General features: G+C 61.4%; 9 protein-coding genes. 3 read left to right on the top strand and 6 right to left on the bottom strand.

The annotated features are described in order from the left end of the window. Together JF616_16630 and JF616_16625 are read right to left on the bottom strand one after the other, a co-directional pair. On the bottom strand, nt 1-2,250 hold a 2,250-nt coding region (locus JF616_16630; GenBank protein MBW8889383.1), incomplete at its 3' end, for a hypothetical protein. A gap of 5 nt (nt 2,251-2,255) precedes the next feature. Then, nucleotides 2,256-4,688 carry a hypothetical protein gene (locus JF616_16625; GenBank protein ID MBW8889382.1) on the bottom strand — a complete coding sequence of 811 codons (2,433 nt, stop codon included), beginning with the start codon at nt 4,686-4,688 and terminating at the stop codon, nt 2,256-2,258. 450 nt (nt 4,689-5,138) lie between these two features. On the opposite strand from JF616_16625, the gene JF616_16620 reads away from it, so the two are divergent. Then, on the top strand, nt 5,139-7,220 hold the full coding sequence (locus JF616_16620; protein MBW8889381.1) for a sugar transferase: 2,082 nt from the start codon (nt 5,139-5,141) through the stop codon (nt 7,218-7,220). Nucleotides 7,221-7,694: 474 nt separating this feature from the next. On the opposite strand, the gene mnmG is transcribed toward JF616_16620, so the two are convergent. The 4 genes from mnmG to prpB all read right to left on the bottom strand — a co-directional run bounded on the left by mnmG (nt 7,695) and on the right by prpB (nt 13,210). Beyond that, entirely contained in the window at nt 7,695-9,563 is a 1,869-nt protein-coding gene (gene mnmG, locus JF616_16615) for a tRNA uridine-5-carboxymethylaminomethyl(34) synthesis enzyme MnmG (protein MBW8889380.1), read from the bottom strand. Nucleotides 9,564-9,646: 83 nt separating this feature from the next. Then, nucleotides 9,647-11,089, bottom strand: coding sequence for a bifunctional 2-methylcitrate dehydratase/aconitate hydratase (locus tag JF616_16610; GenBank protein ID MBW8889379.1), 1,443 nt, complete (start codon nt 11,087-11,089; stop codon nt 9,647-9,649). A 7-nt stretch (nt 11,090-11,096) separates the two neighbouring features. Beyond that, nucleotides 11,097-12,230, bottom strand: coding sequence for a 2-methylcitrate synthase (locus JF616_16605; GenBank protein ID MBW8889378.1), 1,134 nt, complete (start codon nt 12,228-12,230; stop codon nt 11,097-11,099). 2 nt (nt 12,231-12,232) lie between these two features. Continuing rightward, entirely contained in the window at nt 12,233-13,210 is a 978-nt protein-coding gene (gene prpB, locus JF616_16600) for a methylisocitrate lyase (protein ID MBW8889377.1), read from the bottom strand. A gap of 128 nt (nt 13,211-13,338) precedes the next feature. Here prpB and JF616_16595 point away from each other — a divergent pair, with 128 nt between their 5' ends. Together JF616_16595 and JF616_16590 are read left to right on the top strand one after the other, a co-directional pair. Continuing rightward, nucleotides 13,339-13,803, top strand: coding sequence for an EVE domain-containing protein (locus tag JF616_16595; protein ID MBW8889376.1), 465 nt, complete (start codon nt 13,339-13,341; stop codon nt 13,801-13,803). Between the two features lie 93 nt (nt 13,804-13,896). Continuing rightward, complete coding sequence (locus JF616_16590; protein MBW8889375.1) at nt 13,897-14,178, top strand: hypothetical protein; 282 nt, start codon at nt 13,897-13,899, stop codon at nt 14,176-14,178. Nucleotides 14,179-14,289: the final 111 nt, after the last annotated feature.

Here is a 14,289-nt window from a genome sequence, read left to right as displayed (position 1 = left end):
CAGCAACTCGGAGATGGCCCGTCGATCGTAAGGGTTCCATTTCACCAGGTAGCCTTCCATGATGGCGAGGGCCTCATCGATGTTCCGGAAGTCGACCACGGTATGCTTGCGCCAGGTCCAGAACGCCACGCTGGCGGCCGATCCCGGGATGCGATCCTCCGATTCCAGCAGCTTGAGGGCGATGCGCCGCGCCGCCTCGGGATCGTTCTGAACGTAATCCTGGCCGAGCAGGAACTCCAGGGTCACGGGTTCCTGTTCGTCGAGATCGATATATCCCAAAAGCACTTCGGCGGCCTTGGCGTCCGAGCCCATCTGGTAGTAGCACCCGGCCAGTAGGGTGGCCATGCCCGCCGAGAGCCGGTTCTCCTTCCGGTAGCGCTCGATAAAAGCGATCGCCTGGGCGTAGTCGTCCCGCTGATAGAGGCTTTGCAGGTATTCGAGGATCTGGCTTTCGAACACCTCATGGCCCAACAGGAATCCCGAGATGACCGAATCGGGAACGGCCGGGATGGGGCGCTTGCCGATCAGGTTTTCGTATTCCCAATCGGCGAAGAAGAAGCCGTGGCCGGCCGAGCGGCCCAGGTGCAGGGCGCGGCGGCCGATATCGTCGTCGTCGATGCGCGCGAGCAGGAATTGGAGATAGGCTTCGTTACGGGTCTCGATGTCCGGGCCCAGGATCTTTTTCAGCAGCGGGACCTTATCCTTCGGGACCACGATGCCCATGGTGTTGTACATATGGCTCCAGTCCTGGCTGAACTCGGTCCAACGCTGATCGTCCCAGATATCGTAGGTGTTCACGTCGTAGGTGACCAAGGTTTGCAGCGCCTGATCGTATCCGAATACCGCGATGACGTGGCCGGGGATGAAGGCCAGCACGGGTATGCCGTTATCGATAAGATGGAAGATGTCGTCCAGCGATCGCAACGGCAGGACGAAGTTCGCGAAGCCGCGCGACTCGGCGTAAAAGGCTTCGTCGGTGATGAGGCTGCCGCGATCGAGTTGGGTGATTTCCGCCCCGATGCGTTTGGCCCCGCTGCGATCCCCCCAGTGGTTGAGCACTAGCCCTAAGGAATTGGGCACGCAATAGGCGGCCTTGTATTCCGTGCGCGCCTCGACCCCGGGGATCACCACGCGTTTCAGCGCCGAATTCGAACGCTTTTCCAGCTTGTCGCGGAAATCATGCGCTTCCAGGAGCAGGCGCGAATCATGGTAGTACTTCACCAACACCCGGATGAAAGCCTCCTTAGCCTCGTCCAGGTTTCCCGTCTTGCGGTGCAGCAGCGCCACCCGGAATTGCAGGTAGGATTTCAGGTTGTCCGAACGGCTCCAGGTCAATGCGCGCGAATACCAAGGAATCGCTTTTATCGGGGTACCCGATTTCTCGTAATGTTGCCCCATCAGCAACGCGTAGTTGATGGGAAGTCCCGTCACCACGGCGAGGCCGGCCATGGCCAATGCAACCGCAAGGAGACCCCGGGCATAATCGCCCAGGAACGGTAACCCCGCGCGCTTGCGCCGGAAGCAATGGTGCACCAAGATCGGTACGCTGGAAAACCATAACAGGAAGAAAAGGACCTGGCGCGTGCGATCCAACCAAGGCGGGAAAATGGCAAGCTCCTCCACTTGCCAAAGGGGAATGGTAACCATGAGCATGTGCAATTGATCGACCACGAGATGGGCTCCGCCCACCAGTCCCGCCAGGCGCAGCAGCCCGCCCATGCTCCAGCGTTCCCCTTCGCGGGACACGTGCAGGGCCGAAAAGAAAAGCAGCAGGCCGAAGTTCAGCCACACCGCGCCCAGTTCCGAGGAAATGCTGTCCACCGAGGCGTTGACCGGGTAGTAGTAGCTCCAGAGTTGATCCGAGAGCCATTGCTCCATGCTGACCAGGAGGACCGCCAAAGGCAAGGCGGCCAAGGTAAGGCCTAGGGCCGTGCGCAGGCGACGACCCGCCGGAGGCCCTCCCGGCGCCCCGCGATCCATGGGCAGCATTGCCATGCAGGCCAAGCTCCATGCCAGGTTCCAGCCGACCAGGACCAGGGCTATGAAAAGCCAGTTAAAGGGAAGGCATGCGGCGATGGGAAAGGGCGCCAACGCGGCGAAGATCATGAAGACGCGGAATAGGCGCGAAGGCGCGCGGCTCAGATACGGCAGGAAGGCCCACGGCCCGCCCAAGGGCAACAGGAAATAGGCGAAGGCGGGCAAACCCTGGGAGGCAAGGCGGGCGGGAGCGAGGGGGCTGGGCTTGATCATGCCGTTCACGAGCTCCGCCGCAGCCAACGCTGGTGGACGAGCATGTTCCTCTCATCCCCTTTGCGTTTATACCAATCGGCCATGAGGGCGTGCGTCTCGCCGATGGATTTGTCCAGCTTCAGGCTGCGCGCCAGCGCAACGTAAGCCGAATGCCAACGGTGCTTGCCCATCCAGACCGCGGCCCGCATGGTTAGGTATTTGGCCTCGCCCGCGTACCCTTTGCATCCATCCAGGAGTTCCGGCAAGGCGTCCACTTGGCCCAGCTGGAGTTTGGTCCACGCCCAACGGTAGCTGGCGCTTTCATTGCCCAAGGGATACATCGCCGCCAACCGGCCATATAGGGTATCGGCGGCCTTGTAATTTCCGGCTCGGTAGGATAACACCGCCAGGGAATCGACGTACAAGGGTTCATCGGGATCGAGGCGACGGAGGCCGCGGAACAGCGCCAGGGCCGTGTCCAGTTCCGCGCGGGCCTGGGCGGAAGAATCCGGCGTCGGCGAGGAGTACCAGTTCATCATCAGGTACGTGCCCAGTTTCCCGGCGAGGATCTTCCCGACCAATGCGCGCTCCCCCGCGGCATCGGGGCCGAGCTTGGCGTACCAAACCGGGGGGAAATCCTGGAACAGGTTCTGGTACGCGCGCGTATCGGATGCGAACTCCTGGTAGCGCCGCTTCAGGTAGATTTTACGCGAATCCACCTGATCGCAGGGGAACAACTCCCCCGCCCGTTTATACGCGGCCGCCGCTTCGGGATAGTTCTCATGCTCCTGGTAGTACACGTCGCCTTGTTCCACCAGGAAAGCGGCCAGCTTCTCGTTCCGGGGGGCCATGGCGCTGTCCCCCAAGATCATCCCCACCCCGCCGATGTCCATGATATGGGCCTCGAGTTCGGCTCTCGGCACGAATTTCTGCAGGCTTAGGCGTAGCGTGCGGGAACGGCCTTTTTCCGCAGCGCCCCCGAAGCTCTCTCCCGGACGCGTGTAGAACAGATCCGTATCCTCGTTACGCAGCCAATCCTGGCCCCCGCCTTCCGTGTAGCTATAGTAGTAGAAACCGTCGCGACCCGGATCATAACCGGAAATGGGGACCCAATGCCCGTACAGGCTGATGAAGGGCACCCGGCCCGCCGCCAGGGCGCTGCGCATGCGGGCGGCGTCGAGGAAGCAGGTGGTTACGGGGATTTCGAGCTGCCTCAGGGCCGGAACCAATTCAGGTACGTTCTCCAGCTTGGGCAAATGCAATTGCACGGTATTGGAGAGATCGAGCAATCGCTTCTTCAGATCCATGTCCGTCCAGGTGGGTTTGAGGAATGCCACCGCGGACAGCAAGGCATACCATTCCTGATCCAGGTAAGAAGCGGGCTTGATGACGGGAAGATCCAATTGGGCCGTCGCCAACCGGGAGGCTTGGGACAAGGCGGCCAGCTCCGCATCGGCCCGCTTGCGTAGCTTGGCGAAGTAAGCCTTCCGCCCGCACACCGCCTGTAATCTTTTCAGGATCTTTACGGCCAAGTCCCGATGTCCGGATTGGTATTCGAGTTCCGCCCACTCGTCCAGCACAACCGGGGTCCCGTGGGAGGCGGGTACGTGGGCCAATTCGACCCTGGCAGCCGCGCGATACAGCCCATAGGTATGCGATTCCAAGGCCCGTTCCCGGACGCCGTCCAGGAAATAATCCCAATCGCCCAGGGCGAAGAGCATATTGGCGTACACCAGCAAGGACGGCAATCCGAGGAACACGGCCCTCTTCGCGAAAACGGACGTGCGACGCGAGCCGATCAGGTAGGCTACGCCCAGGATGAAGGCGCCGCCATAAAAGATGGCCTTTACGATGGACCGATAGGTCCGGTCCGCCGGCGAACCGAATAGCATCAGCTCGCGGAAGGAACCCGGCATTTGGGCCGCGAGCCACAAATCGCACCGCTCCCAAACCATGATCCATCCCAGCACCGCCGCCACTCCGGCGTAAAAGAAAATCAGGGCCCGCAAGCCGGGGCGAAAACCCGTCCGCCAGGCCAAAAGCCCGATGGCGACTACCGCGGGAGTCGCGTACAAAATCCAGAGGAAGCCATCCGTGTAAACGTCGCTCGGAAGATGGGTGGAAAAGTTCTGCAATTCGCCGATGTTGTGGAGCAATGCCACGATGTAGACGAGCGGATAGATCGCCAATGCGGTCGCGAGCAGGACTTGGCGAAAGGCCGATTCCCCTTCCGCGCCATGGCCGGCCTCCACCGGTGGATCCGAACGTTCGCCCGCCTTGCTATCCGCGTCCAATCCCAACGGGAAATAGCGCATCCGCTTTTTGCGGGTCATGGCCCAGGCGCTGCCCGCTCCAGCGAGCAGATACAGGGCTAGAAGCACGGTCCAATGCATCGGCGCCCAGAACAGAAAAGCCGAAAAAACGGCCAAACCGGCCGCGAGCGACAACTGTTTGGCCATACCCTGCCTGACCAGATTTCGCCGACGCAGTTTGGAGAGGTATATAAACCAAAGCGCAAAGGGTCCCAGGAGCAGGGATACCAGGGAGAACCAGACAGCCTTCAATCCAGACGGGAGGTCCGGTTTTCGGAACAAAAAAAGTCCTTCGTTAAGGCCGGCAGACCGGCATGGGCCGGAATATGAAAGGAGGAAAGTATAAATCGCCTATTTCGCAATCAATCGGTTCAAGGACTTATGATTCTAACATCCCGGGAAAAATCGCGAGGGAAATCGGCCAAGCAGGGCGCGGTAGGTTTCCTTCGAATTTGCCGAATTTGTTGACATTTCCCTGACCAAACGCCTATCTTTAGGTTGGATTTAGGAAGCTCGCTTCCGCCCCTGTTAATTGAATTCGGCCCGCCCCTTACCGTCCTCGGAATCGGGATTAGTTTGGACTAGGAGCTCGCTTACATGAAACCATCCCTAGCCGTCTTGGTCTCCAAAAGGCTTGCGGATTTGTTCGTGGGTTGGGTAGGCACCCTTTTTTTCGTCGCCACTTACCCATTGGTCGCGCTTCTCATAAAGCTCGAGTCCCGGGGCCCCGTGCTTTATTCCCAGCAGCGCATCGGGATCAATCGGCGTTCTAGCCCCTACCAGATTTTCAAGCCGAGGGTGACCGAGGCCACTGCGGCGGGCGGTACCAGTGCGTTTATCCTCTCCAACCGCCAGGTCGATTACGGCGGTGAGCTTTTCACCATCCTCAAGTACCGCTCCATGCGCATCGATGCCGAGACTTCGGGGCCGCAGTTGGCCCGTAAGGGTTTGGATCCGCGGGTAACCAAGATCGGCAAATGGCTGCGGGCATTGCATATCGATGAACTGCCCCAGTTCGTGAACATATTGCGTGGGGACATGAGCCTCATCGGGCCGCGCCCCGAACGGCCGTACTTCACCTTGCAGTACGCCAAGCAAATTCCCCACTACCTGGACCGCACCCTGTGGATCAAGCCCGGCCTCACCGGTTTGGCCCAGATCATCCTCGGGTATGACGATTCCCTCGAGAGCGTCGTCCGTAAAGTGCATTTCGACTACGCCTACCGTTCCGCCACCTCCAATTTCCTATCGTGGCTAAAAATGGAAGCCTGGGTGGCGATGAACACGGTTCTCTACCTGTTCATAAAGCCCCAATTCGAAGGCAATGAAAACCGCGATCTGCAAGGCCTGAAACGGGCCAAGGTGGTGGACTTCCGCGCCCTCACGCCGGACAAGGGACTCGAACTTCGTACCGAGGTCCATCAGCATGAGACCAAGCGGTCGCTGATCCTGGTGGGAAGCAGCCCCTATGAACTGAGCCGCACCCTGAAGGAAATCAATCCCAACCCCAAGAAGACCGTGGAAATCCAGGTCAATCCCGATGAGAATTTCGATTTGGAGGATCTCGGCCATTTGATCAATCTGGTCCACCGGGTGAAGCAGAACGGCGGGCGCGTCGCGATCAAGAATTCCAGCCCCCGGGTCCAGAAGATGCTCAAAGAGATCCACATGGATAAGGTGGTGGATCTCTATCGCCCCCAGGATACCGTCAAGAATTTCATGACCGTGGACGTGGAGTCCTGGTTCCATGCCTATAACCTTAAGGAACAGGTTCCGCCCTCCACCTGGCATCTGCAACCCACGCGCGTGGTCGCCAACGTCCGCAAGATCCTCGACCTGTTCCGTACCCACGATACCAAGGCGACCTTCTTCGTACTGGGCTGGGTGGCCGATCATTTCCCGGAAGTAGTCCGTATGATCGATGCCGAAGGCCATGAGATCGGCACGCACGGGTATTACCATAACCTCCTGACCAACATGACCCCGTCTCAGTTCGAGGAGGACTTGGAGAAGTCGCTGGTGGCGATCGGCAAACGGACCAAGCAGACCATCATCGGGCACCGGGCTTCCAATTTCACCATAGTGGAATCGACGCTATGGGCCCTGGAGATCCTCGCCAAGTACGGGATCGAGTACGATTCCAGCGTCTTCCCCATCAAGCGCGAGCGCTACGGCATCGCGCGCTACCCGAACCGCTTGCCCCATCAATTGCTGTTCGCCAACGGGAACAGCCTGAGGGAGATCCCCATGTCCACCTTAGGGCTGGGGAACAGCCTCATTCCCATCTCGGGCGGCGGGTATCTGCGCTTATATCCGTACAAGGTCACCGATCGCTATATCGAGCAGAAGAACCAGCGCGGCTTCCCGGCCATGGTCTATTTCCATCCCTGGGAATTGGACACCGAACAGAAGCGGCTCAACGTAGGCGCGCTGAAGGGTTTCCAGCACTACGTGAACCTGGACAGCACCGAATGGAAGCTGGCCCGCCTGATGCAACGGTTCTTCTTCACGTCCATCAAGGAAAACCTGGAATCCCGCCGGGTGCAATCCCTGCTGCGCAAGAATCCGGTCCGCGTCGAGCGCCTTATGGGCATGGCGAACGGGGAGGAAGCGGTGTTCCGGTTGTCTTCGTCTTCCCCGGAAGCGGTCCAACCGACCGCTGCGGTTCCTCCGGCCTAATCTCCGCTTATCCGGACGTTCTTTTTCGGAAGTTCTTATCCGGGCGATTTACCTTGCCGGATCAAGGTTCCGGATTTCAGCTCCAGAGTGACAGCAAGTACATCGTCAAGAGATAGGCCCAGAAAAAGACCAGGAGCTTGACGAATTTTGAATTATCCAGGGAATCCCGTTGCGGTAATTGGAATCGGCTCATGGAAATCCTCCCAGGTCGAGACGCCGCTAATGCGACTTTTGTAACATAATTTTCCCGTCGCATAGGTCAAGCACCATTTTACGTGGACCCTAAGATCCCCTGTGATAATGGAGGGGGTTCTTAGCCGAATTTTCGTTGGATTCGACGTCTACCGGATGGAAGAGGTAACCGTTAGGCCCCTAGGAGCGGGCGTTCGGAGGCCGGGCGTCCTGCGGGGCAGTCGACTTGGCGTCGACACCCGGAGCGAACGCGCACCGCTGATGGCGGGAAAACGCGGGAGACTAAGCCGGGCCGCTGGCGCCCTGGTTGATGTGGAAGATAAGCCCGGAAATGTCGGCAGGGGTAACTCCGGCGATACGTTGGGCCAGGCCCACCGTAAGCGGCCGCTTGGCGGCCAGCTTCTGGCGCGCCTCCGTCGAAAGGGCATGGGCCCTTGCGTAATCGAAAGCCTGGGGGATGCGCAGACCCTGCAGACGCTTGTTCCGCTCGATCTCCTTCAATTGCCGATCCCAAAAGCCGCGATATCTTTCCGCCGCTTCCAGGCGCAGCATATCCTTCCGGGCCAAGCCCAGATCCAGGCCGAGACGGGCGGCTAAACCTTCCAGGCCCACATCCGGCCGACGTAACAAGGCAAGGGCGGTAGTGGCCTCGTCCAAGGGCGCGGAACCGCATTCACCCAGGTAGGCATCGACCTCCGGCCCGAAGGCGCGCGCTTGGCCGAGGGCGGTCCGCGCCGACTCCATCCGCGCCTGCCAGGCCTCGTACTTCGCGAAGGCGGCATCGTCGATCAGGCCTAAGGCGCGGCCCTTATCGACCAATCGCACCTCGGCATTGTCGTGCCGCAAATGCAACCGGTACTCGGCCCGGGAAGTGAACATGCGATAAGGTTCCTCGAGCTCGAGGGAAACCAGATCGTCGGCAAGCACGCCGATGTAGGATTCGCTGCGGCCCAACAGAAAAGGGGGTTCCCCGCGGATGGCCAGGACCGCGTTGATGCCCGCCACCAGGCCCTGCGCGGCGGCCTCCTCGTAGCCCGATGTCCCGTTCACCTGTCCGGCGAAATAAAGCCCCGGCACTTCCTTGCAGGCGAAGGTGGGATGCAACTGGGTCGATTCCACCGAATCGTATTCCACGGCATAGCCGTAGCGCAGCACGCGGCAGCCTTTCAGTCCGGGAATGGTCCGTAGGGCGCGATCCTGGATCTCGGAGGGTAGGCTGGAAGAAAACCCGTTCACGTAAATGCGCCCGTTGCGGAGGCCTTCGGGTTCGAGGAAGAGGTGATGGGAATCCTTATCCGCGAAGCGGCAGATCTTGTCTTCGATGGAAGGGCAATAGCGCGGGCCGACGCCCTTGATGACGCCGGTGAACATGGGGCTGCGATCGAAACCGTCGCGCAGGATGGAGTGCGTCTCCAGATTGGTATGCGTGATCCAGCAGGTGGCATGGTTCTTGACCGGAGCTTCGGTCCGGAACGAAAAGGACCATGGCTCGGGGTCGCCATGCTGGATCTCCACGGCCTGGTAGTCGATGGAATCCGCCGCCAGGCGCGCCGGGGTGCCGGTCTTAAGGCGGCGGGTACGTATTCCGAGACCTCGGATGGCGGAAGAGAGGCGATCGGCGGCGGCCTCCCCCACCCTGCCGCCCTTGGTTTGCGTCATGCCGGTATGCATGACGGCGCCGAGAAAGGTTCCGGAGGTGATGATGAGGGAGCGGCAGCGCAGGGTTCCGCGCGGCCCGAAGTCCAGATCGAAACCGCCGTCGGGAGTACGCTGGAACGATTCCAGTTCGCCGTCGAGGAGCGACAGGTTGGGAGTCGCGCGCAAGCGGTCTTGCATGGTATCGGCGTAAAGCTCCATGTCCATTTGCGCGCGCGGGCCCCAGACGGCCGGGCCCTTGGATAGGTTGAGCATGCGGAATTGGATGCCCGCCACGTCGGCGACCACCCCCATCAAGCCGCCGAGCGCATCCAGATCGCGTACGAGCTGGCCCTTGGCCACCCCGCCGATGGCCGGATTGCAGGACATGCGTCCGATGGCGGCGACGTCCATGGAGACCATCGCCGTGCGCGCGCCCATGCGGGCGGCCGCGTGGGCCGCCTCGATGCCGGCATGCCCTCCGCCGATGACGACGACGTCGAAACTCGATTCCATGGGGAGGAAATCTACGAAAGGGGAACCGAAAACCCGTACCGGGCGAGGCGCCAAAGCACCCGGCAGAATGGGGCTCGCGGCATTTACGGCAGGAAAAGCCCCATGAATTCCGGCACGGTCATCCTCCCGAGGCGTTCACCGTCCCGGAAAAGGCCCAGCAGCCCTGCGACACGCTCCTTCGCGAATCGCGTCGCCAGGTTCGCTTCCAACTTGGCGAACAGGTGCGGGATCGACTCCTGCCTGCGCCGCTTATGGCCCAGAGGGTATTCCACCACCACCTTTTCGGTGGCGCCCCCGTCCGCGAAAAAGATCTTGAGGTCGTTAGCGATGGATCGCTTGGAGGGATCCAAGTAGTCCCGGGTGTATGCGGTTTCCTCGCGGCATACCATCTTGGCCCGCAAGGCATCGATGCGCGGATCGGCTGCCGTGGAATCGGAATAGTCCTCGGCCGCGAGGGACCCCTTGATCAGGCCGATGGCGGCCATGTATTGGAGGCAATGATCGCGATCGGCCGGGTTGTGCAGGGGACCGGCCTTGTCGATGATGCGCAGGGCCGGCTCCTGGGTGCCGATTTCCACGCGCGCGATCGCGTCCAGGCGATCCTTCACTTGGGGATGCAGGCGGAGGGCCGCTTCCACGGCGGTCTGGGCATGGAATTCGGCCGGAAAGGAAACCTTAAAGAGAACGTTTTCCATGACATAGGTTCCCAGCGGCCGCGCCAGCGCAAGCGGCTTACCGCGCAAGATCACGTCATCGAAACCCCATTGCGGCGCAGTGAGGGCGGAAGGATAACCCATCTCCCCCCGCAAGGCCATAAAGGCCAGCCAGGCTCCGCGCGCGGTGGCGTCGCCGGCGGCCCAGGACTTGCGCGATCCCGTGTTGGGGGCGTGGCGGTAGGTCCGCAAGGCGCCGCCGTCGATAAAGGCATGCGACACGGCCGCCAGGACCTGGTCGCGGGTGCCCCCTAGCATCGTGGCGATCACCGCGGCGGAAGCCACCCGCACGGAGAGGACATGATCCAATCCTACCCGGTTGAAGGCGTTCTCCAGGGCGAGCACGCCTTGGATCTCGTGGGCTTTCACGGCGGCGCGTAGCACGTCGGCGATGGTGAAGGGCGCCTGGCCGGACTTTAACGCGACCCGGCTCTTCCAATCGGCTACCGCCAGGATGCCGCCCAAGTTGTCCGAAGGATGCCCCCACTCTTTCGCCAGCCAGGTATCGTTGTAATCCAGCCAACGGATAAGGGTCCCGAGATTGAATGCCGCCGCGACCGGGTCGAGCACGTATCCCGTCCCGGGCACGCGCGCCCCGTCTTCCACGTGGATTCCCGGCACCACCGGACCCAGCATCTTGGCGCAGGCGGGGAAGCCGAGGGCCAGCATGGCGCAACCCAGGCTATCGGCCAGGCAAAGGGCGGCCGTATCCAGGGCCTCGCCTCCGGGTACCGCGAAGCCATGGGCGTAATCGGCTATGGCCAGCAGGGCGGCATCGGCCGGGCGTTTTTCGTTGCTGATGGGAGCGGACATGGTTCTCCTAGGATCGCTGCGCCAGAGGCACGAAGGCGCGCGTTTCCGGGCCTATGTAATTGCTCGCGGGGCGGATGATCTTGTTATGGGCGCGCTGTTCCATGATATGCGCCGACCATCCGGCGGTCCGCGCGAGTACGAACAGAGGCGTGAAAAGCGGCGTGGGGATGCCGCAATAATGGTAGGCGAGCGCGCTGTAGAAATCGAGGTTGGGGAATAGCTTGCGCTCGGCCCACATGACCTTTTCGATTCGTTCGGCGCGCGGGAAAAGCGATGCGTCGGCGCCGGGGCGCCGGGACAAGCGCAGGGCCCAGGGCTTGATGATATCCGAACGCGGATCGGAAATCGAGTACACCCGGTGCCCGAATCCCATGATCAGCTTCTTCTCGGCCAACCTTTTCCGCACGCCGGCTTCCGCGGCGTCCGGGTCCGGGAAGCTTTCGATCAATTCCATGGCCGCTTCATTGGCCCCGCCGTGCAAAGGACCGCGCAGGGCCCCGATGGCTCCGGTGATGGCGGAATGGTAATCGGAGAGCGTGCTCGCGATGATGCGCGAGGTGAAGGTGGAGGCGTTGAACTCATGTTCGGCGTACAGTATCAAGGATACGTCCAGGCAACGAAGCTCGTCTTCCGCGGGCGCTCGGCCCAACAATAACCGCAGGAAATGCCCGGCCACCGTCTCCTCCGGCGTTTCCAGATCGGGACCTTTCCCGTCACGATGGTAATTCCACCAATAGGCGAGGATCGATCCCAAGGTAGCGAGCAGGCGATCGACGGTATGCATTACGGGACGGTCGCCGTTCTCGGGTTCCAGATTGCCCAGGAAGGAGGTTCCCGTGCGCAACACGTCCATGGGATGCGAGGAAGCGGGAATGAGTTCCAGGACTTTCTTCAGCGCGTCGGGAATGCGGCGCAGGAGGGAAAGGGACATGCGGTAGGTTTCCAACTCGATGGGCTTGGGCAATTCCCCGCGGGTCAATAACCACGCGACCTCTTCGAAGCTTGCCTGCGCCGCCAATTCCTCGATGGGATAGCCGCGATAATTGAGGCCTTTGCCTTCCAGTCCGCAGGTGCAAATCGCGGAATCCCCCGCCACCACCCCGGCCAATCCTCCCGTCTTGTCCTTCGCGCCCTGGGCCATGATCATCCCTTCCCGTTGCGTCCGCTCCGTTTATCCTTCTTCCCGGCGGCGTCTTTCCCAACGGCAAGGCCGTTGGGACCCAAAACCAACCGGCCGTCCGGCTGCTTTCCGAAAAGCTCGTCGAGTTTCCGTTCGTAAGCATGATAACCCAACACGTCGTACAACTCTTCGCGGGTTTGCATCTTCCCCACCAGGGCCTTCTGATGCCCGTCGGCGCGCAAGCCCGCGAGCGCCAGTTCCGCCGCATGGTTCATCACGCGATTAATCGTGAGGGGATATAAAACCAGGCCCACCCCCGCCGCGCCCAACTCTTCCCGCGTGAAAAGGGGCGTCTTCCCGAACTCGGTCATATTAGCCAGCACGGGAATGCCTACGCGCTTGTGGAAGGCGCGATACTGATCCAAGCCGGTCAAGGCTTCGGGGAAGAGCATATCGGCGCCCGCTTCCCGGCAGGCTTCCGCGCGCTCCAGCGCGGATTCCAACCCCTCCACCGCCAAGGCGTCGGTACGGGCCATAACGATGAAATCGGGATCGGTCTTGGCGTCCACGGCGGCCTTGATGCGATCCACCATCTCGGCCAAAGGCACGATAGCCTTGCCCGGGCGATGCCCGCAGCGCTTGGCCGCCACTTGATCCTCGATGTGGATCCCGGCCGCGCCCGCCTTGATGAATTCGCGCACCGAGCGGGCGATCATATGGGCCGGGCCGAAGCCGGTGTCGGCATCGGCAAGCAAAGGCAAGGACGTAGCCCCGACGATGCGGCGGACGTCTTCCAACACGTTGTCCAGGGTGGTCATCCCCAGATCGGGCAATCCGTAGGAGGAATTGGCCACGCCGGCGCCGCTCAGGTACAAGGCGCGGAAACCCGCGCGCTCGGCCAGCATGGCGACGTAGGCGTTGATCGTCCCCACCACTTGCAACGGCTTTTCGGAGCGTAGCGCCTTGCGGAATCGCGCGCCTGCGGATAATCGGGATTGCATTCGGGCCATTCTGGTACCGCCGCGAAGATAGGTTTTGCGACCATTGTATGAAACCCCGTCCAGGCGGGCAATCGCCGCGAATGGTTCCTTCGCGCAGCGAATTGCTACGTTGGCGCCAGGAGGCGACCATGGCGAAACGGTATTGGCTCATGAAGACCGAGCCGGACGAGTTCTCGATCCGCGACCTGAAGGAACGGAAGCAGGAACGCTGGAACGGCGTCCGCAATTACACGGCGCGGAACCACATGCGCGACCTGATGTCGGTAGGCGATGAAGTGCTTTTCTACCACTCCAGCATCACGCCGGCAGGGGTGGCCGGCCTCGCGACCATCGCCAAGGCCGCCTATCCCGATCCCACGGCGTTGGACCCCAAGTCCGACTATTACGATCCCAAAGCCACGCCGGCGAAGAATCCGTGGGTGATGGTGGACGTGAAATTCAAGCGGGAGTTCCCCCGCCTCATCACCCTGGACGAAATGCGCGCCACGCCCGGCCTGGAGGACATGATGGTCATCAAGAAGGGCATGAGGCTGTCGGTGCAACCCGTGACGCCCGAGGAATTTGCGATCGTGGCGAAGCTAGGGTCCCCCTGAAAATCCTCGCGTAGCCCAAGCGAACCCAAAAGATCAGGGCCGACCCCCTTACTATTGCCTTACCGGGGGGCGTGGAAAGCCTAGATTAGGGATATGCGACCCGACCTGGATAGGCCCGTAATCCCCGTCTCGCCCCTGGTTTCCGGAGTGGTGGGACCCGAAGCCGTTCCGCCCGCGCCGGGACGCGACCGGGACGAGGCCATCCTGGGTTTCCTGCGCCAACGCCTGTGGGAACGGGCCCAGGGTAACCGGCGTGTTACCTCCCCTCCGGGCGAGGAGGACAAGTACGAGCCCCAGCGCCTGAACCGTAAGATCATGTGGCAGTACGACGGGAAGGCCAAAAAAGTCCCACTCCTGCGCCGCCCCTACATCTGACCGTGCACCGCCCTTACATGTGACCCCTCCCCTCCTCCGGGACTTCCCGACCCCGGAATTCCCGCTTCCCGTCTTCAATCGCTTTACCCCGCCTTGACATTCCTTGGGGTT

This window comes from Fibrobacterota bacterium (assembly GCA_019509785.1).
Taxonomy (GTDB): domain Bacteria; phylum Fibrobacterota; class Fibrobacteria; order UBA11236; family UBA11236; genus Chersky-265.
Note: the sequence above shows the minus strand (reverse complement) of the source record. Positions and strands in the feature narration are given on the sequence as shown.